The organism is Porifericola rhodea (genome assembly GCF_030506305.1).
GTDB classification, from domain to species: domain Bacteria; phylum Bacteroidota; class Bacteroidia; order Cytophagales; family Cyclobacteriaceae; genus Catalinimonas; species Catalinimonas rhodea.
In genome coordinates, this window is sequence record NZ_CP119421.1 from 5265621 (window position 1) to 5289992 (window position 24372).

Annotated in this window: 24 protein-coding genes; 12 read left to right on the top strand and 12 right to left on the bottom strand. The window is 39.9% G+C overall.

The genetic code is table 11. The features are described 5' to 3' along the window. Positions 1-2 precede the first annotated feature (2 nt). The 3 genes from PZB74_RS21625 to PZB74_RS21635 form a co-directional block, all read right to left on the bottom strand. Positions 3-893 (bottom strand): diacylglycerol/lipid kinase family protein, encoded by an 891-nt coding sequence (locus tag PZB74_RS21625; RefSeq protein ID WP_302239429.1) that lies wholly within the window; start codon positions 891-893, stop codon positions 3-5. Between the two features lie 107 nt (positions 894-1000). Further along, on the bottom strand, positions 1001-1405 hold the full coding sequence (locus tag PZB74_RS21630; protein ID WP_302239431.1) for a hypothetical protein: 405 nt from the start codon (positions 1403-1405) through the stop codon (positions 1001-1003). A 177-nt stretch (positions 1406-1582) separates the two neighbouring features. After that, the gene (locus PZB74_RS21635; RefSeq protein WP_302239432.1) at positions 1583-1819 is read right to left on the bottom strand and encodes a YtxH domain-containing protein; all 237 of its coding nucleotides are present in this window, start codon (positions 1817-1819) and stop codon (positions 1583-1585) included. A 338-nt stretch (positions 1820-2157) separates the two neighbouring features. Here PZB74_RS21635 and PZB74_RS21640 point away from each other — a divergent pair, with 338 nt between their 5' ends. The 3 genes from PZB74_RS21640 to PZB74_RS21650 all read left to right on the top strand — a co-directional run bounded on the left by PZB74_RS21640 (position 2158) and on the right by PZB74_RS21650 (position 3824). Then, positions 2158-2313, top strand: coding sequence for a YqaE/Pmp3 family membrane protein (locus tag PZB74_RS21640; RefSeq protein WP_302239433.1), 156 nt, complete (start codon positions 2158-2160; stop codon positions 2311-2313). Positions 2314-2407: 94 nt separating this feature from the next. Next, complete coding sequence (locus PZB74_RS21645) at positions 2408-2689, top strand: DUF4235 domain-containing protein (RefSeq protein ID WP_302239435.1); 282 nt, start codon at positions 2408-2410, stop codon at positions 2687-2689. 79 nt (positions 2690-2768) lie between these two features. Then, positions 2769-3824, top strand: coding sequence for a DNA topoisomerase IB (locus PZB74_RS21650; RefSeq protein ID WP_302239437.1), 1056 nt, complete (start codon positions 2769-2771; stop codon positions 3822-3824). 92 nt (positions 3825-3916) lie between these two features. On the opposite strand, the gene PZB74_RS21655 is transcribed toward PZB74_RS21650, so the two are convergent. The 3 genes from PZB74_RS21655 to PZB74_RS21665 all read right to left on the bottom strand — a co-directional run bounded on the left by PZB74_RS21655 (position 3917) and on the right by PZB74_RS21665 (position 7667). Then, positions 3917-5494 (bottom strand): peptide MFS transporter, encoded by a 1578-nt coding sequence (locus PZB74_RS21655; protein ID WP_302239439.1) that lies wholly within the window; start codon positions 5492-5494, stop codon positions 3917-3919. Positions 5495-5701: 207 nt separating this feature from the next. Continuing rightward, the gene (locus PZB74_RS21660; protein WP_302239441.1) at positions 5702-6190 is read right to left on the bottom strand and encodes a c-type cytochrome; all 489 of its coding nucleotides are present in this window, start codon (positions 6188-6190) and stop codon (positions 5702-5704) included. Positions 6191-6293: 103 nt separating this feature from the next. Then, positions 6294-7667, bottom strand: a complete 1374-nt coding sequence (locus PZB74_RS21665) for a PQQ-dependent sugar dehydrogenase (RefSeq protein WP_302239442.1) — start codon at positions 7665-7667, stop codon at positions 6294-6296. A 268-nt stretch (positions 7668-7935) separates the two neighbouring features. On the opposite strand from PZB74_RS21665, the gene PZB74_RS21670 reads away from it, so the two are divergent. The 6 genes from PZB74_RS21670 (at position 7936) to PZB74_RS21695 (ending at position 16692) form a co-directional block, all read left to right on the top strand. After that, entirely contained in the window at positions 7936-9045 is a 1110-nt protein-coding gene (locus tag PZB74_RS21670) for an alkene reductase (RefSeq protein ID WP_302239444.1), read from the top strand. 216 nt (positions 9046-9261) lie between these two features. Further along, the gene (locus PZB74_RS21675) at positions 9262-11037 is read left to right on the top strand and encodes a sodium:solute symporter family protein (protein ID WP_302239446.1); all 1776 of its coding nucleotides are present in this window, start codon (positions 9262-9264) and stop codon (positions 11035-11037) included. A 99-nt stretch (positions 11038-11136) separates the two neighbouring features. Beyond that, a complete protein-coding gene (gene acs, locus PZB74_RS21680; RefSeq protein ID WP_302239448.1) occupies positions 11137-13035 on the top strand; it encodes an acetate--CoA ligase in 1899 nt (632 codons plus the stop codon). Positions 13036-13173: 138 nt separating this feature from the next. Then, positions 13174-13779 carry a MarC family protein gene (locus PZB74_RS21685; RefSeq protein WP_302239449.1) on the top strand — a complete coding sequence of 202 codons (606 nt, stop codon included), beginning with the start codon at positions 13174-13176 and terminating at the stop codon, positions 13777-13779. A gap of 110 nt (positions 13780-13889) precedes the next feature. Next, positions 13890-15041, top strand: a complete 1152-nt coding sequence (locus tag PZB74_RS21690; protein ID WP_302239451.1) for an acyltransferase family protein — start codon at positions 13890-13892, stop codon at positions 15039-15041. Between the two features lie 310 nt (positions 15042-15351). After that, positions 15352-16692: a hypothetical protein gene (locus PZB74_RS21695; protein ID WP_302239453.1), complete on the top strand. Its 1341-nt coding sequence runs from the start codon at positions 15352-15354 to the stop codon at positions 16690-16692. 210 nt (positions 16693-16902) lie between these two features. On the opposite strand, the gene PZB74_RS21700 is transcribed toward PZB74_RS21695, so the two are convergent. The 6 genes from PZB74_RS21700 to PZB74_RS21725 all read right to left on the bottom strand — a co-directional run bounded on the left by PZB74_RS21700 (position 16903) and on the right by PZB74_RS21725 (position 22964). Further along, positions 16903-17745 carry a DUF4249 domain-containing protein gene (locus PZB74_RS21700; protein WP_302239455.1) on the bottom strand — a complete coding sequence of 281 codons (843 nt, stop codon included), beginning with the start codon at positions 17743-17745 and terminating at the stop codon, positions 16903-16905. A 32-nt stretch (positions 17746-17777) separates the two neighbouring features. After that, positions 17778-20126, bottom strand: coding sequence for a TonB-dependent receptor (locus tag PZB74_RS21705; protein WP_302239457.1), 2349 nt, complete (start codon positions 20124-20126; stop codon positions 17778-17780). A gap of 114 nt (positions 20127-20240) precedes the next feature. After that, on the bottom strand, positions 20241-21302 hold the full coding sequence (locus tag PZB74_RS21710) for a toxin-antitoxin system YwqK family antitoxin (RefSeq protein ID WP_302239460.1): 1062 nt from the start codon (positions 21300-21302) through the stop codon (positions 20241-20243). A 33-nt stretch (positions 21303-21335) separates the two neighbouring features. Beyond that, on the bottom strand, positions 21336-21968 hold the full coding sequence (locus PZB74_RS21715) for a hypothetical protein (RefSeq protein WP_302239461.1): 633 nt from the start codon (positions 21966-21968) through the stop codon (positions 21336-21338). Between the two features lie 9 nt (positions 21969-21977). Further along, on the bottom strand, positions 21978-22205 hold the full coding sequence (locus PZB74_RS21720) for a hypothetical protein (protein ID WP_302239462.1): 228 nt from the start codon (positions 22203-22205) through the stop codon (positions 21978-21980). A 105-nt stretch (positions 22206-22310) separates the two neighbouring features. Beyond that, positions 22311-22964: an SOS response-associated peptidase gene (locus PZB74_RS21725; RefSeq protein ID WP_302239464.1), complete on the bottom strand. Its 654-nt coding sequence runs from the start codon at positions 22962-22964 to the stop codon at positions 22311-22313. 211 nt (positions 22965-23175) lie between these two features. Here PZB74_RS21725 and rpsF point away from each other — a divergent pair, with 211 nt between their 5' ends. The 3 genes from rpsF to rplI all read left to right on the top strand — a co-directional run bounded on the left by rpsF (position 23176) and on the right by rplI (position 24316). After that, on the top strand, positions 23176-23553 hold the full coding sequence (rpsF, locus tag PZB74_RS21730; RefSeq protein ID WP_302239466.1) for a 30S ribosomal protein S6: 378 nt from the start codon (positions 23176-23178) through the stop codon (positions 23551-23553). Next, the gene (rpsR, locus tag PZB74_RS21735) at positions 23550-23807 is read left to right on the top strand and encodes a 30S ribosomal protein S18 (RefSeq protein ID WP_302239468.1); all 258 of its coding nucleotides are present in this window, start codon (positions 23550-23552) and stop codon (positions 23805-23807) included. The genes rpsF and rpsR overlap by 4 nt, the downstream gene beginning before the upstream one ends. 65 nt (positions 23808-23872) lie before the next feature. Continuing rightward, positions 23873-24316 (top strand): 50S ribosomal protein L9, encoded by a 444-nt coding sequence (rplI, locus tag PZB74_RS21740; protein ID WP_302242851.1) that lies wholly within the window; start codon positions 23873-23875, stop codon positions 24314-24316. Positions 24317-24372: the final 56 nt, after the last annotated feature.

A 24372-nucleotide genomic window follows, 5' to 3' on the forward strand; every position in this document is an offset into this window, starting at 1 on the left:
CATTAGCTACCAGGTATGATGATCTGAAAAGCGTGTTTTTCTATACGAACACTTACTTCTTCTGGATAGCCTTTAATTTCACCATCAATTTGAAGCACTTCTTTTTGAGGGTTTTGAATAGTAATCTCTCTACACGAAAGAATTTTGATGTAGGGAGAAGTCTTTAAGCTACCTTTAAACATATGGTAGGCAATTGAGAGAATTGCATAGCGAGGAAACGGCTTTACGATACATATCTCAAACTTGCCATCATCTATACGCCCTACTGGGTTTACTACCGCCCCAGTACCATATTGCCGGGCGTTGGCTATCACTACCATATGAGCTTTCTTCTTAAACTTATGCCCCTTAATCTCAAAGCGAAATTTTTTAGGCACAGTTTGAAAAATCTCTCGCATAAACTGCTTAAAATAACCTAGTTTACCCCTGATTTTTTCTTCTTCAAATCTTTTTACCACTTTGGCGTTCAGACCTATATCGCTTAAATGTAGACAAAGGTGTTTATCATTAATTATTAAAGCATCTACAGCCTGTTTCTTGCCTTCAATCAGAAGCCTGGTAGCTTGCTCAGGATTTTCGTTTATTCCTAATTCTCTGGCCAATCCATTTGCAGAGCCCAGAGGAACAATACCAAACAATACATTTCTATCTTTAATGGTATCTGCTACAAAGTTACATGTACCATCCCCTCCTACAGCAACCACCACATCGGGCTGATACGCATTCATTGCTTCTAGGGCATATTCACGATCTTCATCTACTCCTTTGGTTTCGTAAATCTGATAGCTTTTTTTATGGCTACCCAGTATCTCTTTAACTTTTTGCAAATACTTAGACTTATCTACACCACCAGATATTGGATTGATGATAAATAAAAACTTTTCTCTGTTCATAGGTTGTAAAGCGCCATTTTTAGCCCTTTTACTGAAAGTAACTTTTGTTTCAGACAAAAAAAAATCAGGGCAAACACCCTGATTTCTCATAGTTTATGTATTAATGATTAGCTATCGATCTCGCTCTGAATGTTTTGCTTCAGATCATTCCAAGACTCGTTAAGATCTGCTTTCAATTCATTCCAGTTATCTTCAGTAGCGTTTTTAACTTCTTCAAGATCGCTGTTAAGTTCATTTAATTCTTCTTCCATTTCAGCTTTAGCGTCTTCAGAAGCATTTTCCATGTCGTTTTCTACTTTGCTAATTCTGTTCTGAATAGCGGCTTCCCACTCTTCCTGCTCCTGCTCCCAGTTAGCTTCCATTTGCTCCATGTCATTGTCTTCCATAATATCAGTGTCTTCCATTTGGTCACCTGCGTTGTTCTGGTTAGGTGAGTCGCACTGAGCGAATAAAAACATTGAAAAAACTGAAGCAAGTACTAATGATGCTACTTTATTGAAATTGGTTTTCATGTCTGAAAAAGTTTGGTTTAATAAAAAAATTGTGTGTAAATATTATAATCAAAAAAGATCTAAAAAGTTTACCTAAAGGACCATTGAATTTCCTCCGTCCTATCAAATATCTTAATTTCAGGTAACAAACAGCTTAAAAAGTGAGGAATCAAAAAAGTACTTATTCGTTTTACAAGCTTATTTAAAGCTGAAAATTGATTTTTTACTTTTTTTAGAAGATCTATGCATTCCTTTGCTAATTGCTTCTGCAAGACCATCAATGTTTTTGTTAATTGATTTTTCAAGGTCTTTGCGAAACCTATTGCTGTCTTTGTTAAACCTTTTACGAGTTTTAATTCCTTTATCAGGTGCTGTTAATATACCTGTGGCTACACCTGCTAAAAGTCCTACTACAATTCCTGATATAAGTCTCATACTATTGGTCTGGTTTATTTGTTTAGCAATATATACTGTAAATGCCGTGCCAATTCCATGTATAAAACTGATAATACTCTAAAAATGGGCTTTCTGGCGAATTACAGGGCTTTTTTTATAGCTTAAAAGTATTCTTTCAATACGCTAGGCTTGTTATAGCCAGCTTTTTCCGAGGAAAGTATTCTACATTATGTGGAACACTTTCTAAAAATAAGGATATTCATTTTTATTAAGCGTATACAAACATTTAAGGGGCTTTTGTTCTTATAAAAAAGAGACTTGCAAAAGTGAGTATCACATTAATTATAAATCATTTTTTTAACTCAAATTTGAATAGTATGTCATTATTATCAATTATTCTGGCAATTTTTTTACCACCATTAGGCGTAGCGATGAAGTATGGTTTGTCCAGCAAATTTTGGATCAATCTGATTTTAACATTAATCGGATGGTTACCCGGCGTTATTCACGCATTTGTGGTATTATCTCGCTAGGCAGCATTAAATTATAAATATTGTAAAGGACTGTATAAGCGCAGTCCTTTTATAAAGTTTTCTAATTTGAATAAACCTTTACAATTAATACAAGATGAAAAAGCCTAAAGAGTTCTTGAAAGAACATACCGACGACGACCAATTCAAAGAGTATATGGTGAGTGGACTAACTCTAGTTTCCGCAATAGTGGTAAGGCGCCTGATCAAATATTTATGGAAAGTTAGCACTAATACCGAGCCACCAGAAAATCCTGCTTCTAGGAATGTCTCCTGGAAAGAAGCTTTTCTATTTACGGTACTTACCGGTATTATGGTAAGTGTAACTAAACTACTAATCCGTAGAAATGTGGCCGTTGGTTTAGAAGAACATTATTAATAATTATCAAATCTACACACAAGCTTGCTGGCACTTTTTGAGTGTCAGTAACTTTTTCTCCATTATAAGTTTTAGAGCAGTGCAAGAGATCGTAGAATGCCCGGACAATCTGGTGTATATATCCCATGCCGAAAAGGGATATACCCGAATTAAAAGAGGAAGAGGATTTAGCTACCATTTGCATAATGGAGACAGAATAGAGAATCCTAAAATCGTTGAGCGTATCAAGGCACTAGGAATCCCGCCCATGTGGAAAAAAGTATGGATATGCCAGGATCCTAATGGTCATCTGCAGGCGACAGGCTACGATCAAAAAAACCGCAAGCAATATATTTACCATCAGGATTGGGTTACTTTTCGTAACCTGGCCAAGTTTAATCGTATTAGAGAGTTTGGTTTAGCCCTACCTTCCATTAGGGAGTACACCTCGGCTCATCTTCAGGAAAAAGGCTGGCCTAAAGAAAAAGTGATCTCTCTGGTAATTCAAATGATGGACGAATATCATATTCGTATAGGTAACCAATACTATAAAGAGCAGAATGAAACATTTGGCGTTACTACCCTCAGACGAAAGCATCTTGATTTTGAACAAGGTGTAGGTAGACTGGAATACAAAGCCAAAAGTGGAAAATACAGAAAAATTAATCTACAAAACAACCAACTCACTAAACTGGTCAAAGAATGCGCTGACCTGCCAGGTTACGAAATTTTCACCTATCGGGATGTTAATAAGAAGTACCAAAGTATTAGTTCTCAGGATGTAAACGAACATCTGCACCAAATTGCCGGAGAATCATTTTCCTGCAAAGATTTTAGAACCTGGGGAGGCACCATTATGACAGTAGAGAAAAGGGAAATTGCTCTTGAAGAGATTAAAGAAAACCCACGCCTAAAGCTGGAGTCTACGCTTGTAAAAAAAGTAGCTCAGGAGTTGGGCAATACCCTGAGTGTCTGTAGAGAATACTACATGCATCCTTTAATCTTAGAAAAAGCTGTGCTGGAGGATTTTGATGCTAAAGCTTATATGAGTAAAAAAAAACTGAAACTAAGTAATAAACACAAGAGCTTACTCAGAGAGAGCGAAACAGTGGTTTTAAATATTTTAAATGAGTTTGACTGTAAAGCTACTAAGTAGCATTTAAATTAAAACTAACGGCATTGCACTACGCTAAAAAAAGCCGCTTTAGTTATACTAGAGCGGCTTATAATTTAAATTTCTACTTTAGTTTAGTGTACCTCGTGCATCCAACGATTAAGAAGCGGGGACAAGAGAACGACAACTACTGCACCACCAAAAGCAACATAAGCGACCGACTCAAAACCGGAAGTGTAAAGCTCCAGAGTTTGTAGCGAAGAAACCTCTTCTCCCGAAGCCAGATTATCAATAGCCAGACGCTGGCCTACAAAGCCCACAATCTGAAAAGCGTAGGCAGACGATAAGAACCATACTCCCATCATAAATGCTACAATTGTTTGTGGAGAAAGGTCTGTAATTTTAGATAAACCTACCGGATAGGTAAACAGCTCGCCTAAAGAAAGACAGAGGTACATAAGCACCAGATATACGAAAGGTACCATACCCTGTGCGTCTGCTGCACCTTTGCTGAGGAATAGAATGTAAAAACCAACGCCTAAAAGAGCTAAGCCTAACGCAAATTTATAAGGAGTTCGGGGGTTAATGTTCACCTTGGCTAACTTTACCCAAAGGGCAGATACTGGTATAGCCAGTAAAATAATAAACAATGGGTTTAGCGCATTGGTAGCAGCTGCGTTATCAAACAACCATACATCTAGTACAACATTTCTTTCAGAGAAGAGAGTAATTATGTTTCCAGACAGTTCATGGAACCCCCAGAAAAGTGTCATGAACACCGTTAGAAACATCGCTACTGCTAACTGTTTACGTGCTTTTGAGTCAATATTGTACATTACCCAGCCTATATAACCTAATATGAACAAACTAAGAGCATAGAACAAGAGGTTAACAATAGTTACTTTTCCCATAAAGCTGGTGCCTCCGGCAATAAACTGATAAGAAGATAACAAAATAGCTATTATCGGTACAGCTACCAGTGATAATATCCACACCCAGCGCTCAGTTGAAATACCATACTTGCGAATGGCTAATTTGGAAGGTACGGGAGGTAATCCATGGTTTAGGAATACACCATTCTGCACCCCTTGTCTGAAGAAGATAAGTCCGGCCACCATTCCTATACCCGCCAGACCAAAGCCATAGTGCCATCCATACTTTGCACCTAACCAACCACATAATATGGGAGATAAAAAGGCGCCAATATTAATTCCCATATGAAATATGGTAAATCCAGAGTCTTTACGGGTGTCACCCTGAGGGTATAGCGCCCCTACAAAAGTGGATATATTAGGTTTAAAAAAACCATTACCTACAATAATAAAGGCCAAAGCCAGAAAAAAGGCGATATTATTTTCAATAGCCAGCACAAAATGCCCAATGGCCATAAATATACCTCCCAGCATAATAGACTTACGATAGCCCAGAAGCTGGTCTGCTATACGTCCACCTATAAGAGGTGAGGCATAAACCAGAGAGCCATAAGAAGAATATACAATAGCGGAAACAGTATCGCGATTTGCCAGGGCTTCAAAAACCTGCTGTACCATATATAAGGTGAGCAGCGCACGCATACCATAGAAGCTAAAGCGCTCCCATAGCTCCGCAAAAAAGAGGTAAAAGAGACCTTTAGGGTGCCCAAACATTTGGGGCGGAGTTTTATCAGAATTTGGGTTAACAGGATTATTTTGTTGCGAATTATTATCTGCCATATACTATTTAATTATATTTTGTTTGAATCTTACCACACTTTCTGCTCATCTACCTTTCGTATTAATTCGCTTTAAGTCTAATGTTGTTTTGGTATTGAAAGGTATATAAACAGCAAATGCTGGCATATATGTACCAGCATTGCTAAAATAATTTTACAACTTAGGTCGGTGTAGGCCAGTTAATAAAAGCTGCTTACACATTCTCTCTTACTGCTTGTTTCTAATTTCTGCTACCTGCTCAGCATTAACTTCACTTGAGTTGTTACCGAACGACTGGCGCACGTATGTTAACACCGCAGCTACTTCATCATCAGACAAAAAGTTGTGTGGAGTCATAGCACTGTTGTAGGTTTCTCCTTTTACAGTAATTTCACCCTGAAGACCATTGAGTACAATAGAAATAAGCGTATCAGTCTCACCATTTACCCACTCAGTCTCTTGCAAGGGAGGAAAGGCTCCAGGTACACCACTACCATCTTTCTGATGACATGCAATACAGTACTGACTGTACACTTTTTGTCCCACTTCCATTTTTTCTGAAGAGACAGTACTGGCAGTACTTTCCTCTGTGGCTGGGGCATTGTCAGTGCTTTGTGCACTTTCACTTTCTGTTGCGCTGCCGCTTTCACTTCCACCAGAGCAAGCCACCAGGTAGCTCATGCTGGCGGCTACTAAAAATAGGCTAAGTTTTTTCAAGGTAATATCCAATTTAAATTAAATGATTGGGGAAAATTACAAAAAATCCCAAAGCTCGCAAAGCCCTGGGATTTTCTCTATTAGTATAAAAGGTGTTACAAGACTAACGCATAGCTAGCTGGCTTGCTCCTTCGTGGAATACTCTCCAGATACGCCCCTTGGTATCGTCGCTGATATAGAGAGAGCCATCAGGGCCAATGGCTAAGCCAGTTGGTCTGAACTCTGCATCGGCAGGGCTTTCTACATCGCCACCACTACCTGCAAATTCATCGGCAAAACGAACATAATCTCCGCTTGGCATACCATCCTTCATAGGTACAAAAACCACATTATATCCTCTTTGAGGAAGTGGCGCACGGTTCCAAGAACCATGAAAAGCTATAAACGCACCTCCCTGATACTCTTCAGGAAACTGGTCTCCCGTATAAAACACAAGATCGTTAGGAGCCCAGTGTGCAGGAAATACCATAATAGGATCTTTGGCACTTTCGCATCTTCCTACTTCTTCGCCATTACCCCCATATTCCGGGCTAAGTAATTTTAAGTCCTGGTTAGGATCGTAGTAGCAGAAAGGCCATCCAAAATCATCTCCTTCGTCTACTTTTAAAAACTCTTCTGAAGGTAACTCCGCACTGGTAGAATCATTGAAATATTCTGGCCAAAGACTGCTAAGCTGGTCTCTACCGTGTTGTAAGGCATACAACCCATCTACATTTGTGTTCCAGTCTAGAGCTACTGCATTTCTGATACCAGTTGCGTAACGAATACCATCATCCTGACTTTGATTTAGCTTGTTAGCATCAAATCTCCAGATACCTGCCTGCTTTTCTAGTTGAGGACAGGGGTCCATACCCGGAGAACCAGGAGTACGCATTTTTTCCTGACAAGCGTTGGATGGGGCACCAATGTTTACATAAATATGTCCACTATTATCAAAAGTTATAGTTTTATCTGCATGTTGCTGTTGCTCAGGGAAGCCATCAATAACTACTTCTGACTCACCGCTGGGGGTTAGTGCATTATCGTCTAGTTGAACACGATAAACAGTCGTATTAGAAGCATAGTATAGATAATTCTCATGAATGGCGATACCTGAACCCTCCACGTCTTCTCCAAAATATTCCTGTACATCTGCTCGCCCATCACCAGTAGTGTCTCTTAATGCAAGTACACCACCATTTTTGGGCTCTCTAACCTTAATATAAATATCACCATTATCGCGAATGGCCATATGGCGGGTTTTGCCAAGATTATCAGCGACTACATAGGCTTTAAAGCCGTTCTCTAGAGAAATAGAACCATTATCTTCATCTGCAACAAACTCAGGTTTGGCCTCAGCATCGGACTTTTGTTCCTCCGTGGCTGTATTATTTTCACAAGCCCAGAGCAGTCCGGCACTGAGCGTAAGCATACAAAGACGCAGGCAATGCCTGTAAAGAGCTGTTGATTTTGGAAATGAAATCATGTGCTTTTTCATAGTAAAAAATGGATTGATAGTTTGTGTAATTACAAAATAAGCAATGAATCGCTTATTCTAGAATATTTAGAGGTGTTTAAAGTTTTTGCATAAACATAAGGTGAAAGCATAGCATCGTCAACAGGCTTGAGCCTGCAATCTAACCCAGACCAGTATTAAAAGTTTTTTTAGCTATAATTAAACCTAACACTTTCGCATACGTTATTTGTTTATACAATTATTCCAATGTATTTAATTGTTCTGAAAAAGAAAACTAAACACTATTATAATGAGTAAGAATCAAGCTTTGTTACAAAAATATACAATGAATGATCTGGAGCTGAAAAACCGTGTGGTTATGGCTCCTATGACCCGTAGCCGTGCTGATAACCCGGGCAATGTACCCACCCGCGAATTGCAGGGAGAGTACTATAAGCAAAGAGCCTCTGCAGGGCTTATCATCACTGAGGGTTCACAAATTTCTCCACGTGCTGTAGGTTATATTAATACCCCAGGTATACATACGCCGGAACAGGTAGAAGGGTGGAAAGAAGTAACTCAGGCAGTACACGAGGCGGATGGAAAAATATTTTTACAGCTCTGGCATGTTGGGCGTATGTCGCACCCCGATTTTCATAACGGAGAACTTCCTCTAGCCCCTTCTGCGCTCAACCCAAATGCTCAATCCTATACACCTCAAGGGTTTAAAGACACCGTAACTCCCAAAGCTATAAGCCTGGAGGAGATTAAAGAAACTATTCAAGATTTTAAACAAGGTGCTAAAAACGCCTGGGAAGCCGGCTTTGATGGCGTAGAAATTCACTCTTCCAACGGGTATCTACTACACCAGTTTTTTAGCAGTACCTCTAACACCCGAACAGATGAATATGGAGGAAGCATAGAAAACCGTGCCCGCATCCTTTTTGAAATTATCGACGAAATTAAAGAAGTAATGCCTGAGAATAGGATTGGGTTACGCCTTAATCCTTCTCTACATGGCGTATTTGGCATGGAGCTTAATAAGGATACTATACCTACTTTTGATTACATTGTTAAAAGACTCAACGAATACAATTTAGCCTATCTTCATCTTTCTGAGCCTTTTACTGATGTTTCTAATGTACCCTATGCAGAAACACAAATTGCCAAGCGTTATCGTCCAATTTATGAAGGCACATTGATTATCAACACAAATTTTGATCAGGAGAAAGGAAACAGAGTGATAGAAGAAGGAGATGCTGACCTGGTAGCTTACGGTAAGCCATATATCTCTAATCCTGATTTGGTTGAGAGATTTGAAAAAGGTGCACCACTCAATGAATGGGACAGCGATACTTTTTATGTACCCGGTAAAAAAGGATACCTGGATTACCCTACTCTACAAGAAGTAGAGAGTTGATTTGGTTTTATGCTTAGTCGATTATTAACGGAAGCTCCTGAAAAGGCTTCCGTTTTTTTTGTGTGTCTGATATTTGTACAAAAGTTAGAGCTTTAGAACCAACTAATCCCTCACATATTTGCAGTAGCGCAATCTATTTACATATTTGTATAGCTAAAGCTGTACTAATACTAACGAGTACTGCATACAACAACCTAAATCTAGTTCTATCATATTATGGATGTACAAATTTGGACCTACATCATCGTAGGCCTAACCTTCGCGCTCTACATTGGCATAGCCGTGTGGTCTAGAGCAGGATCTACTAAAGACTTTTATGTAGCTGGCGGCGGAGTGCCTCCCCTGGCCAATGGTATGGCAACTGCTGCTGACTGGATGTCCGCAGCTTCTTTCATCTCAATGGCGGGTCTCATCTCATTTATGGGGTTTGATGGAGCTGTTTATCTTATGGGCTGGACGGGCGGCTATGTATTGCTGGCTCTTTTGCTTGCCCCCTATTTACGAAAGTTTGGAAAGTTTACAGTGCCCGACTTTATCGGAGACCGTTATTATTCCGAGCTGGCCCGTACAGTGGCAGTCATATGCGCCCTTTTTGTGTCTTTCACTTATGTTGCCGGGCAGATGCGTGGCGTGGGAGTTGTGTTTTCTCGCTTTTTACAGGTAGATATTGAGTGGGGAGTGGTTATCGGGATGGCAATCGTATTTTTCTATGCTGTTCTAGGCGGCATGAAGGGTATCACCTATACCCAGGTAGCCCAGTACTGCGTACTAATTTTCGCTTTTATGGTGCCTGCTATTTTTATTTCCATACAGTTAACCGGGCATGCTATTCCTCAACTGGGTTTTGGAGCCACTATAGAAGGCAGCGAAACTTTTCTGCTAGACCGACTGGATGGTCTCAATCAGGAGTTAGGTTTTTCTGCCTATACAGATGGCAGCAAAAGTATGATGGATGTTTTTGCGATTACCGCGGCACTTATGGTGGGTACAGCTGGCTTACCACATGTGATTGTTCGTTTTTTTACCGTACCCAAGGTAAAAGATGCAAGGATTTCCGCCGGCTATGCCCTTGTCTTTATTGCCATACTGTATACTACAGCTCCGGCCATTTCGGCATTTGCACGGGTAAACCTGATAGAAACAATTAACAATAAAAGTTATAGTGGTATACCCGAATGGTTTAAAAACTGGGAACAGACCGGGCTACTTGCCTGGGTAGATAAGAATGATGATGGTAAGGTACAATATTCTAATGGAGCGGTTATTAATGGCATTACTCCTGAGTTTGTAGAAGGGCAAAATGGTACTTACGGACAGCGACTTGTCAATAATGCTGATAAATCCTCTGCCAACGAACTGTATGTAGACCGTGATATTATGGTATTGGCCAACCCGGAAATAGCAAACTTGCCCAACTGGGTAATTGCTTTGGTAGCCGCGGGTGGCCTGGCTGCGGCACTTTCTACAGCCGCTGGACTTTTGTTAGTCATCTCAACTTCTGTAGCGCACGATCTAATAAAAAAACAAATTCTACCAGATATTAATGAGAAAGGTGAGCTAATAGTTGCTCGTCTGGCAGCAGCGGTGGCGGTAGTTATCGCTGGCTACTTTGGCATCAATCCTCCCGGCTATGTAGCAGCAGTAGTAGCTTTGGCTTTTGGATTGGCCGCTGCCTCTTTTTTCCCGGCTATTATTATGGGCATCTTTTACAAACGGATGAATAAAGAAGGAGCTATCAGTGGTATGATAGTAGGCTTGCTATCCATGATTTTCTACATCCTTAAATTTAAATTCAACCTGCTGGGTGGTGGAACCGAAGCCGAGTGGTGGTTTGGTATCTCTCCAGAAGGATTTGGCTTTATTGCCATGCTGATCAACTTTGCTGTTTCGCTTATAGTATGCCAGCTCAGCCCCGCTCCTCCAGCTAGCGTACAGCAAATAGTAGAAGACATCAGATACCCGAGAGGAGCTGGAAAAGCAACTTCTCATTAAGATGCAAGCCCCTAAACTCTTTTGATTGCGTTGATTAATTGCTAATATTAGCGGTGCAAAAGACTAATTTTTTAACAAGACCTAATTAGATACAACACCATGAGTCACAAAATCCAAACGCTGGCAGGATATATTCATGATTATGACAGAAGCGTACAACAACCAGAAAAATTTTGGTCAAGAATTGCTGAATCATTTTACTGGCGCAAGAAATGGGACAAGGTAGTAGAATGGGATTTTGAGAAACCTGATGTAAAGTGGTTTCTTAACGGAAAACTCAACATTACCGAAAATATTTTTGAAAGGCATCTTTTTACTCAGGGCGATCATCCGGCCATTATCTGGGAGCCCAACGAACCCGACGAAGAGCATAAAACCTTAACACTCCGCCAGCTCTACGAAGAGACTTGTAGATTTGCTAACGCCCTGAAAAAAAATGGCGTAGAAAAAGGCGATCGTGTCATCATTTATATGCCTATGGTGCCTGAGGCAGCTATAGCGATGCTTGCCTGTGCCCGCATAGGCGCAGTACATTCAGTGGTATTTGCCGGCTTCTCTGCCTCTTCACTCGCCGATCGTATTAACGATTGCGAAGCTAAGATGGTACTAACCTCTGATGGTAACTTCAGAGGTTCTAAAAATATACCCGTAAAAAAGGTAGTAGACGAAGCTCTGGAAAATACCAGCACCATAGAAAAAGTAATTGTACTGAGCCGTACCGGTGCAGAGGTAGAAATGAAAGAAGGGCGTGATATCTGGTGGCAGGATGCGATAGAAGGTATGTCACCGGAGTGTAAAGCAGAAGAGATGGATTCAGAAGATATGCTCTTTATCCTCTATACCTCAGGCTCTACCGGCAAACCCAAAGGAGTAGTACATACCTGTGGGGGCTATATGGTCTATACAGATTATTCTTTTCAGAACGTATTTCAATACAGCACCGGAGATGTATACTGGTGTACTGCCGATGTAGGCTGGATTACAGGCCACTCATATATTGTTTACGGCCCACTGCTCGCAGGAGCCACTACCCTGATGTACGAGGGGGTACCCACCTACCCTGATGCAGGAAGGTTCTGGCAGATTGTAGACAAATTTAAGGTAAATCAATTTTATACAGCACCTACCGCTATACGGGCGCTACAGGCACATGGTACCGAGCCTATACAACCCTACAAGCTAGACTCTTTACGAGTGATAGGTTCTGTAGGTGAGCCGATTAACGAAGAAGCCTGGCACTGGTATCATGATCATGTAGGTAAAAACCGCTGTCCTATTGTAGATACCTGGTGGCAGACAGAAACTGGAGGCATCCTCATATCTCCTATCGCAGGAGTTACACCTACCAAACCATCGTATGCTGCGCTTCCCCTACCTGGTATACAGCCAGTCATTCTGGATAATGAAGGCAACGAGCTGAAAGGTAATAGTGTAGAGGGTAACCTTTGTATTAAATTTCCCTGGCCATCAATTCTCAGAACAACCTACGGTGACCATGAGCGATGCCGACAGACCTATTTCTCTGCTTTTAAAGGTCATTACTTTACTGGCGATGGTGTTAAAAGAGATGAAGATGGTTACTATCGTATATTAGGTAGAGTAGATGATGTAATCAATGTTTCTGGTCACCGTATGGGAACTGCGGAAATTGAGAATGCTATCAATGAGCACCCTAAAGTGATTGAGTCAGCTGTAGTTGGCTACCCTCATGACATTAAAGGGCAGGGTATATATGCATTTGTAATATGTGACCTTACCGACAGATCAGAAGCCAACCTAAAGCGTGAGATTACGGAGACAGTAAATAAAATTATTGGTCCGATTGCCAAGCCTGAAAAAATTCAGATAGTACCAGGCTTACCTAAAACACGCTCTGGAAAAATTATGCGACGCATTCTCAGAAAGATAGCTCAGGGAGATACTTCCAGCCTGGGTGATACTTCGACTCTACTCAACCCTGACGTAGTAGAAGAGATTAAAGACGGAGCTGTAAAATAGTAGATAAAATAAAATGGAACTTTAGAGGCTGACAGTTTTTGTCAGCCTTTTTTTGTGAAAAAAATGGTCAATATGTGTTTGAAGCAAAATGGTTTTATTTGTTTTGCAGCAAGTCATACTTTTTAAACAAGTGTCATTATGGATCTTGTCTCCGCTGTGATTGGTTTTTTAGTCATGCTGAACCCCTTTGCGCTATTTTTGTATCTTAAACCAGTAATGCAGGACCTGAGCGACCGTCAGTTTTTGGTCGTGTTTTTTAGAGCCTCTATTATCTCCTTTATTATTTTTCTGTTCTTTCTGATATTGGGTGACTTTATCTTTCAGCAGGTCTTTCAGATTTATTTTGAGTCGTTTCGCATATTTGGTGGTATCATACTTTTCTCGTTTGCCTACCTGTTTATCGTAAAAGGGCAGCGAGGATTTTTACAGATTAAAGAAGATCTAAACGATCTCGCTTCCGAGATTGCCCTACCCTTTATGGTTGGTGCCGGTACAATTTCTCTCTCTATTCTTATGGGAGACCATTTAATGATATATGAAAGCATAATCGCTCTTTCTATTATTATGGTAATTAATTTTTTCTTTGTTATTGGACTTAAAGAAATCAGGCAACGCATTACCTCAAAAAAATTCAGAATTGCTTTTGACAAAAATATGGATATACTAACCCGTATTAACGGTTTTTTTGTTGGCGCGATAGGTATTGATATGGTCGTAAGAGGTATAGAAAATCTTGTCAAGTGACTTCCTTACTTAACATTATACCGTTTTTTGCTCTCACTTAAGCTTTTAATGCTGTAAGTTTGTTTGTACCAGTGAGATAATGCTTATATTCAGTCAAACTAAGCATACTCATGATCAGCACTACTAACCAAACTACTCAGCCTGAAGAACAAACTTTACAAAAACCTACTTCTAACCGCTTACTGTCGCTGGATCTATTTCGGGGAGCTACTATGTTTCTTCTGGTAGGAGAAACGACCTCTCTCTATCACTATGTGCTAGACTATAGCACTGAGGGAAGCCTGCTTCATTCATTAGCTTTACAGTTTCATCACCACCCCTGGAATGGACTTCGCTTCTGGGATCTGGTACAGCCCTTCTTTATGTTTATTGTTGGCGTAGCTATGGTATTTTCGCTCCAAAAAAGAGTTCATTTACCAAGCGACTGGAAAAGAGTCCAAAAACACATATTTAAACGCTGTGCCCTTCTTTTTCTTTTTGGCGTTATGCTTCATTGTGTTTACAGCGGCAAACTGGTATGGGAACTTTGGAACGTACTTACTCAGCTCTCCTTTACCATACTAGTGGCATTTTTACTTTTTCGCCAGTCTTTAAAAACACAATTTATCGCCTCTGTTGGTATGCTCGTGTTGACTGAAGTTCTTTATCGTTTTGTGCAGCCCGAAGGTTTTGAGCAAACCTTTGTACAGGGAGAAAACTTTGGAGCCTGGATGGACATAATACTCATGGGAAAAATAAACAATGGAGGCTGGGTTACTATCAATTGCCTACCTACGGCGGCGCATACTATCTGGGGAGTAATGGTCGGCAAAATTTTAATTTCTACCCGTACCGATAATGAGAAACTTAAGCCACTGTTGATTGCAGGAATAATTGGGCTTCTTATCGGTTACGGCCTTGATTTTAGTGGTATAACTCCTATTATTAAACGGATCGCGACTACCTCATTTACAATTGTAAGCGGCGGCTGGTGCCTGTTAGTTTTAGCAGCAACTTACTGGCTTGTAGATGTTAAAAAAGCCAGAACCGGAATATTCTTTTTTAGCATAGTTGGTATGAATTCTATCTTTATTTACCTCTTTACCCAAACTGTGGGCCATCAGTGGGTAAATGATTTTGTAGCTATTTTTAGTGATGGCATTTTCAGTTGGATAGGCCTTGGTGAAAATTTTCTTGCTATTGCAGGAGCAACTCTAAGCTTTGGCTTATATTGGTATTTGTGTTATTGGCTATATAAGCATAAAATTTTCTTCAAAGTATAGTAATCTTACTAGTTGATATTTGGATAAAGCTCTTTCCAAAAAACATTTCTTTGAACCATCTATTGCAACTGATGATTTGACACTTTTTAATTTAAGGTAAAATTGTGCAGAAACGAATTATATACAGGGACTTTGAGTCAATAATTAACCAAACAAGCATAGTATAAACACTTATATGCCAATCGTAAACACCTCAAAAAAACTAACAATAAATAACTAATCGTTACAAACACCATTCTTTTATATAATTTAATTAATTTTAATTATAACTTTTCAAATATTTGTAGAGTAAACGAAACACAGTTACTCTATGAAACAACTCAACAAACTTACTGCTTATGCGATTGCACTAGCAGTAACTTTTTCTGCATGTAAAGAAGACGATGTTGCAGAAAATGACCCAACAACTGGCAAAACAGAAATTCCTGACAGCTTTAGTAGCTTTACTACTGAACAAAACAAAGCTAACTTAGAAGACAATGGGATTGAACTTATTCAGGAGGTAGACGACCTGAAAAACTCCGAGGGAGTAAATGCATCAAGCAGTTTTGCTTACTTCTTAAATAAGTCTGAATCATCTGGTACTAATTCACGTGTCTTTGAGACGTTCAGAATCCTAAGTAGTTTTAGTAAGGGAAAAGCCGATATGCATGACGTTACTACTTCGCTACGTACCACCGCTGAAGAACCTCAAAGTATCCAGGAATTTTATGATACTTATGTGGGTAGAATAGAGTGGAACAGTAAAACCAACGAATGGGATTTTACTGAAGAAGGCGACCAGATAGTATTTGTATTTCCCTCTTCAGAAGAGAAAACAACAAATGATGCCGAATTATACATTCATTCTTATGAAGGTATTGAATCTCCAAATCCTTTAGGAGAAGAATATGAGGGTGACTTGCCTACTAAACTTAAAATGGAGTTAAAAGTAGAGGGGCAACCAGCTTTAAACTATGATTTTTCCGCAAATTATAATCAGGATGGTGAACCTACAAGTGTAAATACAGCACTTTCTATTAGTAACTATACAATTGCTTTTAAAGTTAGAAATGATGGAACTGACGCTGGTGCTGCCTACTCTTTTACTAAAGGAGACAAGACTCTAATGGCTATGGGTGCTGGTGTACAAGGTGAGTTTACGACAGATCATATTAATGAGGTAGAGGCTAGTGAAACAAGTAATGCTGGTGATATTTTCAATGGTGTTAATGCCTACTTCCAACTTATGGATATCAAGATAGCAGGAGATGCTAATATGGAAAAATTGTTTGATGAAGTAGATAGTCTTTATGCTTCTTATGATCATCTAACTTACGAAGAACGTGATAAGCTAGAAAAAGAGAAGTTAGATAAGGAGGCGGAGATTATGAATAAGTATATCAATCTGGTCGTTTTTTATGATAATAAGAAAGAAAAAATCGCCGATTCAGAATTCTATGTTTCCGAAGATGTAGATACTTATTCTTATCAGAAATATAATCAAAGTACTCAGACTTACGAAACAGTAGAAGTGAGTCATACTTACTACTACACTGATCTTCGCTTCATTTTTGCAGATGAGAGTAAGTCTGATATGGAAACTTACTTTGGTGAAGGTTTTAATGAACTGAATGACGAATGGACCAAGCTGATAGAAAGCTTTGAGTAGGCTTTAAATCGCAAAAAGAGTTAGCCATCTGAGGATTCTCAGGTGGCTTTTTTTATTTGCAAAGCTTTTTAGTGAAGGCCTTCCACAAGAATCTAAAAATAACATGCACATTAGCAGAACATGCACAAATAAAGATAAGCTTTCTTAGTTGCAATAAGATATAAGTATTCATAGCAGTAGCTATATCACTGAGATTAAATACGAATATATTTACTCTGCTACAAACCAATAGTAGGAGGCTCCATAGCCGCCCCAAACTCCAAGGGCATTACCTTCAATATTACCAACAACTTCGTTTCCTGAAGCATAAAGTGGATTTTTTGCAGCATAAAGTTCATTTTCCAGATTTTTCCAATACTGATAATGGGTTTCATCCATGGTACAAAACTTAATCATTACTGTATCTCCTGTATGAAAATAAATATCGTCTGTAACTTCACTTAAAGACTCAGACCCACGAAGTAAGCTAAAATCAATAGTTTCTCCGTTAAAGCTTCTATCATCAATTACTGATAAATAAACAGGGACAAAGCTTTTATCTTTGTTTAACCGCTTGGTGAAAATACGGTACTGGTTTCTTTCTGCGACAGGATCAGTATAGCGTAATCTTACTTCACCTACAGAGTCCTGGTCGGCTAATCTTTCAAACCAAATGCTATCCAAACTGGCCGGAGCCGTAACGCTGGTACGAGCAGCATACTCTTCTCCTCCTACCTCCACTTTGAGTTCATAAGTCTCTCCTACCTTACCTTTTATCTGCGTACTCTGGTACACATAAGAAGGAAAAAATTCATCTTCTTTATTTAAAGTTAAAATCTCGGTTTCATCTCCGTTGCTTACTGTTACCTTTGCCGTTGTAACGATTGAGTTTCGTAAAGCGGCTGAATCAATTTTGTCAAAAAAAGCAGCACTTTCCGTAAGTATCACCCGAGCGTATTTGTCTTGTTCTATCCAGCCTTCTACCACAAGTTTGGGTTCATAAGCAGGTAACTCAACATTAATATTCTCCTCACAGGCATTTGTAATCCAGCATATAAGAACCAAAATGAGCATGCTATAGCTCTTTGAACTTTTTACCATTTTGATTAAAAGTTGATGTTATAAGATACTGAAGGAATTATAGGAAAGAGAGACACCTGCTTTGCGCTTACTTCCAGAGAGTATTCTCTTAAACTTCCCTCAATATCAAAATAGATGTAGTACGCATTCATTTTGCTATACACGTTGTATAAAGAGAAAACCCAATAAGCTTTAAGTTTTCCCTGTTGGTTTGGATAGTAAGTAGCAGATAAATCTAAGCGGTGGTAAGAGGGTAAACGATAATTATTTCTACCATTATACTCGTTAACAATATTGCCCTGCATGATATAGCGCGCTACCGGTAGGGTCATGGTATTTCCACTAGATAGAACAAAAACTGAAGAAAAATGCCATTTTGGATTATTGCGATAGCTGAGAGACAGGGATAGATTATGCAATCTATCATACTTAGCAGGAAACAGTTTACCTTGGTTGATATCTTCAAACTTTCTACGAGTACGAGATAGGGTGTAAGACAACCACCCGTTTAGCTTACCTTTAGGCTTCTTAAGCATCCATTCCAGACCATAAGAATGTGCTTTACCAAAATAAAACTTATCATCAAAATTCTGATATTGCCCCTGCCCCGTCAGCACCCCACTCTCATATTCTAACTGCTGTTTCATACTTTTATAGTAAGCGGTAAGTGAGCCCTCAAAATCATATAACAGACGATAATAGCCTAATGAGTACTGTCGCGCTTTCTGAGGCTTCACAATTCTGGAACTAGGTACCCAAACATCTGTAGGCAACGAAACTGAAGACATTGGCGCCATATGAATATACTGCACCGTACGGTCGTAAGCGGCTTTGATTATTGTATTTTTTGAAAGGCTATAGCTTAAGGAAACCCGTGGCTCCGGGACCAGATAATCTGATATCTTCTCGTTTTTACGATATATCAGAGTATCAGTATGGCGTCCATTCGCATCAACACCGTAGTACTGGAAAGGCCCAACCTGTTTGTAATAGCTCGCCCTTAATCCCAGGCCAGCTTTCCATTTTTCGTTAATTACGTGCTCGTAATGTGCGAAAGCTGCTGCTTCGCGTGCATGTAGGTTAAGTACATCTCCAAAATCTAATTGTTGATCTTGCGAGTTTGCCTCCATTGCTCCTGGCATAAAGCGATATTGAATGAGACGACTTCCCAACGTTAGGCTTTGCTTTTGGTTAGGAGTATATACAAACTCCTGATGTAAACCTTTTTCTGCGACATCAGAAGCAATTTGAATACTAAAACTGCTTACGCCCGCATTAAGCCCCATAGCATATTGGCTGCCAAATAGTGTAGTTTCCGAAAACCACTTAGAGGAAAAAGAATGTTGCCACTGTAAAGATATTGCCTGGTTACCCCAATGAATTTCGTTTTGAAAAACATCAAAATTGGCATACCTAAAATGGTCGTTTCCTGCATATGCACTTAGAACTAGTTTGTCTTTATCTGACAATAAATAGTCCCACTTTAAATTAAAGTCATGGAAATAATAATCCGGTCCTGATTTTACAAGCTTGTTGTTCTTTAGCAGCGACTTCTGCAATACATCATAATAGGTCCGCCTGCCTGCTAGCATCAGACTGCTTTTTCCTTTTACTACCGGCCCTTCCAGTTTAAGGTTTGCTGCTACCAAGCCGAGTGAGGCTTTGCCTTTCCAAACCTGCTTATTTCCTGCTTTTGTTTTAACATCGAGCACTGAAGAAAGGCGGCCACCATAATATGCGGGTATCCCACCTTTATCTAGTGTTACTTGCTCTATGGTATTTCCATTAAATACTGAAAAGAACCCAAAAAGGTGGCTGGCATTGTAAATGGTAGCTTTGTCTAAGAGAATAAGGTTTTGATCAACTTCTCCTCCCCTTACGTAGAAGCCCGTGTTACCATCACCGGAGTTTTGTACACCCGGCATCATTTGTACCACTCTCACGGGGTCTACCTCTCCCAGCAAATGAGGCATATTTTCTATGGCTTCTAAATCAAACTGTACACGATCTACCAATTGGGTCAGGCGGTCCTCTGCCCTATTACCTTCTATAACAATTTCTTCAGTTATCAAGGCCTGAGGTGTAAGGCTTATTCGGATCAAGGTATCATCTGCTGAGTGATGTTGATAAGTAAAACCCGCATAGCCCACACAACTAAAGTGTACTTCCTGAGTCTCTGTTAGTTGAATCTGAAAATAACCATCAGCTCTGGTAGAAGTTCCTTCCCCTGCCGCAAGCCAAACATTAACTCCAGGCAAAGCTTCACCACTTTCGGCATCAAAGACATAGCCTTGCAGAAGGGATTGTGCGCCCAGGGGGTTAAAATTCAATAAGAATACCAGTGCCAGCAGGATGCTGAACAGTCTACCTCGCATACTCCATTTTTTGACGCATATTAGCGAAGTATATACTGTACAACAATTTAAGTTTAGGTATACATTACAGAGGCTACATCAGTAAAAGAATAGCACATTATTGCTATTAAAGGCTTATAACTGTTCTTCGTCATTCTCTTGGGTATGGTTCACAACTTCTATCAGTTTGCCATTTCGTGCATAATACTTCCAGGGCCCCGACTTCTCATCCTCTTCAAAATTTCCGCTAGACTCTACATTGCCATTGTCATAGTAATAGGTCCAGGTACCTACCTGCATACCATTCTCCATTTTTCCTTCACCGGAGAGCCCTCCTTCCTTAAAATAATACTTCCACTCTCCATTAGGTTTACCAAATTTGTATTCTCCCTTAGTCTCTAGTTCACCAGTATTGTAATAAGCCAGTTTTACACCTTCCCCATTCTTAAAAGTACCTACCTCCAGGCTATCTCCGGTGATGGTAAAATAAGGGCCTACATTCATGAGCCTTCCCATCTTCCATTCTTCTTCCTGTATAAGCTGACCATTCAAATAAAAAAGCCCCCAAAGTCCATCTTCTTCCCCCATCACAAAACTACCTACAGATTCCAGCTGGCCTTTTTCATGGTACTTAAACCACTGTCCGTTTTCAAGATCCAGTTTGTAAGAACCTTCAGCTATAAGTATACCTTCGGGATTGTAGTACTTCCAGATTCCGCTTTTGAGACCGTTTACATACTTACCGGCGGAGTATACACCTCCGTCTTCGTAGTATGTTTTCCAGACTCCCACTTTGAGATCCGCACTAAACTGACCCTCCACGCTAATTTTACCATTGTAATGAAACTCCTGGTATAAGCTATCCCTGATGTCGTTTTTAAGATACATTCTGGACTTGAGCTGTCCGTTAGGGTAGTAAAACTTCCACTCGCCCTGCGCTTTTCCTTCTTCATAATTACCTACTCCCTTCATACTGCCGTATTCATCAAAAAACAGCCAGCGACCAGTTTTCTCACCACTCTCAAACTGTCCGCGCTGCACAAGCCGGCCATTGCTATTAAAGAAGGTCCAGCGGCCATCTCGTTTACCGTCCTGCAGTTCGCCTCTGCCACGTAAACTATCTATAGGAGTAATACCACTTTGGCTCCAGGCCACCAGGCTGGCCATGCATAAAAAAGCTGTTAGGATGCGTTTCATAAATTTGTGCTCTTAAAGCTAGGTTGTATAGACTTATTCTACTGAATCTACTGTATGCAAAGAAAGTACACTTAGCATTTGTTTAAAAAAACCAAGCGTAAATTCAGGCAGCTTTTGCCACTGCTTAAGTTCCAGTTGGCTCGCTACTTTAATATACGGCATTTCGCTAATTTTAGTGCGTAAATACTCCAGACTGAGGCTCCGGGTTGCTGCATAGTTTTCTTCACTCAGATGATGCTGCCAGGGGTCCGTCCGGTTGATATAAAAGAACAAATTTTCAGTATCCAGTTGATCGGCATTGGCCAAAAGTACAGGCCTAAGCTTATCTAGTGCTGCACCTGATAAGTGCAGGGTTACACTAAAGTAATGCCCCCACCAGAACATAGTTCTAAAGGCAAAGATACTCTGCTTATGAAAAAGTCGGGGATAATCCAAGAGGAGATAAGGGAGAAGCTGGTAGTTTTCTCCCCTGGCTATCTTGCCTGCTTTGTGTTTGGTGCCCTCCGGAAACTCTACTTTCTGTAACCTAATGTATTGCTTAAGCTTGTCTTCGGTGGCTAACAGAAGCTGATTCATCTTCTGATTGATGCTGTGCCGCGTAAGCAAAAAATCAAGGTCTTCAAGGTAGTTTAACTCTTTATCGCTAATGTGAATATCCTGGGGCATAAGCCTTCTTTATCCGTGATTATCTATTCGCTGAATTACCTTAATTACAATTTCATGGTGATCTCCATCTTCGTCCTGTAGGTAAACATTCAGCTGAGGGTTATCAATGTTCGTATTCTTCTTTAGTTCAACAATCTTGTTGTTTGGTAATTGTTCTTCAATCTGATCTTTTAGTTTCTCAATTGCATTTGCAAGTTGAACTTCTAAATGACTTGGATTATATTTTTCAGTTTGCATAGACGGTGTCTTTTTAATGATAATTGTGGTTAATCAGCTCAAACTAATACAAGCAGTGCTACTTTACAAGCAGAAACCTTTCTCTGAGCCTTTCAATGGCTGAAATCATACAGGTTCATTCTGGGGTGCAATCAGGCTGGCGTTGTTATTCTGTACATTGTTCACCTGACGGGACACAGGATAAGCTTTTAAAAGAGCATCTTCAGTGGGCCGTAAAATATCCTGTAGACCCTCATAGTCTTCGGAGTCACTCAACCAGAAGTCAATGGCCTCTGAGGCTAAAATTACTGGCATACGATTATGAATATGGGCTACCGAAGGGCTGGCTGCGGTAGTAATAATACAAAAATCTCCCTGACCGCTTTGTTGATTATGTTCCCAAATACCTGCAAAGACGAATGGTTTTTCGTCTTTCAGACAAATACGGTATGGGATTTTACCTTCTTTGGTTTTCATCCATTCATAATACCCACCGGCAGCCACCAGGCATCGCCTGTGCTGGAAAGCTTTTTTAAAGGTAGCTTTTTCCAGAATGGTCTCTGAGCGGGCATTAATTAGCCTTTTTTTCTCTTCTTTTGCCCAGAATGGAACTATACCCCACTGAAAAAGTGTAAAACTGGAAGGTTTATGATTGGGCACTATGGGCAACTCCTGAGAGGGTGCCGCATTAAAATTAGGCGAAAAACCTCTAGGAACCTGATTATCCAGCTGCTTAGCTAACGCTTGTATTTCGGCTCCTATACTGTATCTGCCACACATAGTTTATTAGTTTTTAGTTGATAGCTATAGGCATTACGCCTACGTACATAAAAAAGTTAAACCAATCAGTAATTACCAGCAGTGGTAAATCATAGCCTTAGTGGAAAGACGCAGGAGAATGGGTGCTAAAAAATGAAAGCTAATAACTTTTTGTTAGAATTAAAATAGTTGTAAATTTGCACCTCTTTTCCAGTTAACGATTAATTAAACAATGGAATTTAAGAAAAATTACGAGACAGTATTCATTTTGAATCCCGTTTTGTCTGAAGAACAGATGAAGGATACTGCCGACAAGTTTGTACAGGTTCTTAAAGACAATGGTGCTGAAGTCATCAATGTTGAGAACTGGGGCCTTCGCAAACTTGCCTACCCTATTCAACACAAAACTACCGGTTTTTACAACATGGTAGAATTTAACGTTGAACCTTCGGTAGTGGCAGCACTGGAAACTGAATACAGACGTGACGAGCGGGTGATGCGCTTTTTGACCGTAGCGCTTGATAAGCATGCGGTAGAGTACAACGAAAGAAGAAGAAAAGGAGAATTTAAAAAGAACAAAAAAGAGGCTAAGGAGGAGTCAGCATCATGACACTACAAAACGAACCCGTAATCAGTAACAAAACTGAAAACAAGAAAAAATACTGCCGCTTCAAGAAGCACGGTATTAAGTATATTGACTACAAAGATCCTGACTTTTTGTTGAAACTAGTGAACGATCAGGGTAAAATTTTACCTCGTCGTATTACTGGAACCAGCCTCAAATACCAGAAGAAAGTAGCTCAGGCTATCAAAAGAGCCAGGCATTTGGCCATTTTACCCTACGTTGCTGATAATCTTAAGTAAGGAGATCATGGCTGGCAGCTTTGCTGACCAGAAATGCAGATCCACTAACCATTAAAGAAAGACAAATGGACGTTATTCTTAGAGATGATATCAAAGGCCTGGGTTACAAAAATGACATTGTATCGGTAAAACCCGGCTACGGAAGAAACTATCTTATTCCTCAAGGCCTTGCAGTTATTGCAAGTGCTTCTAACCTTAAGATGGCTGAGGAAAATACTCGCCAGGCTGCTCATAAAGCTGAGAAAATCAAAGGTGATGCTGAAGCTATTGCTTCTAAACTGGGAGATCTAGTGATTGAAATCCCTGCTAAAGCTGGCGAAAGCGGAAAAATCTTTGGTGCTGTTACCAGCCTTCAGGTAGCTGATGTACTGAAAGAAAAAGGTTTTGACATTGATCGTCGTAAAATCTCTTTCAATCAGGATATTAAAAATCTGGGTGAGTACACTGCCGAAATAGATTTACATAAAGAAGTGAAGCACGAAATTACTATCAAAGTAATAGAAGGCTAATCACTAATTTAATATTGACTTTTTGAAAAGCACTCCTGTCATTTGGAGTGCTTTTT

What these genes read in the sequence shown, in the direction of transcription:
- PZB74_RS21625 (WP_302239429.1), bottom strand. Translation starts at nt 893, where the DNA reads ATGAACAGAGAAAAGTTTTTATTTATCATCAATCCAATATCTGGTGGT.
- PZB74_RS21630 (WP_302239431.1), bottom strand. Translation starts at nt 1,405, where the DNA reads ATGAAAACCAATTTCAATAAAGTAGCATCATTAGTACTTGCTTCAGTT.
- PZB74_RS21635 (WP_302239432.1), bottom strand. Translation starts at nt 1,819, where the DNA reads ATGAGACTTATATCAGGAATTGTAGTAGGACTTTTAGCAGGTGTAGCC.
- PZB74_RS21640 (WP_302239433.1), top strand. Translation starts at nt 2,158, where the DNA reads ATGTCATTATTATCAATTATTCTGGCAATTTTTTTACCACCATTAGGC.
- PZB74_RS21645 (WP_302239435.1), top strand. Translation starts at nt 2,408, where the DNA reads ATGAAAAAGCCTAAAGAGTTCTTGAAAGAACATACCGACGACGACCAA.
- PZB74_RS21655 (WP_302239439.1), bottom strand. Translation starts at nt 5,494, where the DNA reads ATGGCAGATAATAATTCGCAACAAAATAATCCTGTTAACCCAAATTCT.
- PZB74_RS21665 (WP_302239442.1), bottom strand. Translation starts at nt 7,667, where the DNA reads ATGAAAAAGCACATGATTTCATTTCCAAAATCAACAGCTCTTTACAGG.
- PZB74_RS21670 (WP_302239444.1), top strand. Translation starts at nt 7,936, where the DNA reads ATGAGTAAGAATCAAGCTTTGTTACAAAAATATACAATGAATGATCTG.
- PZB74_RS21675 (WP_302239446.1), top strand. Translation starts at nt 9,262, where the DNA reads ATGGATGTACAAATTTGGACCTACATCATCGTAGGCCTAACCTTCGCG.
- acs (WP_302239448.1), top strand. Translation starts at nt 11,137, where the DNA reads ATGAGTCACAAAATCCAAACGCTGGCAGGATATATTCATGATTATGAC.
- PZB74_RS21685 (WP_302239449.1), top strand. Translation starts at nt 13,174, where the DNA reads ATGGATCTTGTCTCCGCTGTGATTGGTTTTTTAGTCATGCTGAACCCC.
- PZB74_RS21690 (WP_302239451.1), top strand. Translation starts at nt 13,890, where the DNA reads ATGATCAGCACTACTAACCAAACTACTCAGCCTGAAGAACAAACTTTA.
- PZB74_RS21695 (WP_302239453.1), top strand. Translation starts at nt 15,352, where the DNA reads ATGAAACAACTCAACAAACTTACTGCTTATGCGATTGCACTAGCAGTA.
- PZB74_RS21700 (WP_302239455.1), bottom strand. Translation starts at nt 17,745, where the DNA reads ATGCTCATTTTGGTTCTTATATGCTGGATTACAAATGCCTGTGAGGAG.
- PZB74_RS21705 (WP_302239457.1), bottom strand. Translation starts at nt 20,126, where the DNA reads ATGCGAGGTAGACTGTTCAGCATCCTGCTGGCACTGGTATTCTTATTG.
- PZB74_RS21710 (WP_302239460.1), bottom strand. Translation starts at nt 21,302, where the DNA reads ATGAAACGCATCCTAACAGCTTTTTTATGCATGGCCAGCCTGGTGGCC.
- PZB74_RS21715 (WP_302239461.1), bottom strand. Translation starts at nt 21,968, where the DNA reads ATGCCCCAGGATATTCACATTAGCGATAAAGAGTTAAACTACCTTGAA.
- PZB74_RS21720 (WP_302239462.1), bottom strand. Translation starts at nt 22,205, where the DNA reads ATGCAAACTGAAAAATATAATCCAAGTCATTTAGAAGTTCAACTTGCA.
- PZB74_RS21725 (WP_302239464.1), bottom strand. Translation starts at nt 22,964, where the DNA reads ATGTGTGGCAGATACAGTATAGGAGCCGAAATACAAGCGTTAGCTAAG.
- rpsF (WP_302239466.1), top strand. Translation starts at nt 23,176, where the DNA reads ATGGAATTTAAGAAAAATTACGAGACAGTATTCATTTTGAATCCCGTT.
- rpsR (WP_302239468.1), top strand. Translation starts at nt 23,550, where the DNA reads ATGACACTACAAAACGAACCCGTAATCAGTAACAAAACTGAAAACAAG.
- rplI (WP_302242851.1), top strand. Translation starts at nt 23,873, where the DNA reads ATGGACGTTATTCTTAGAGATGATATCAAAGGCCTGGGTTACAAAAAT.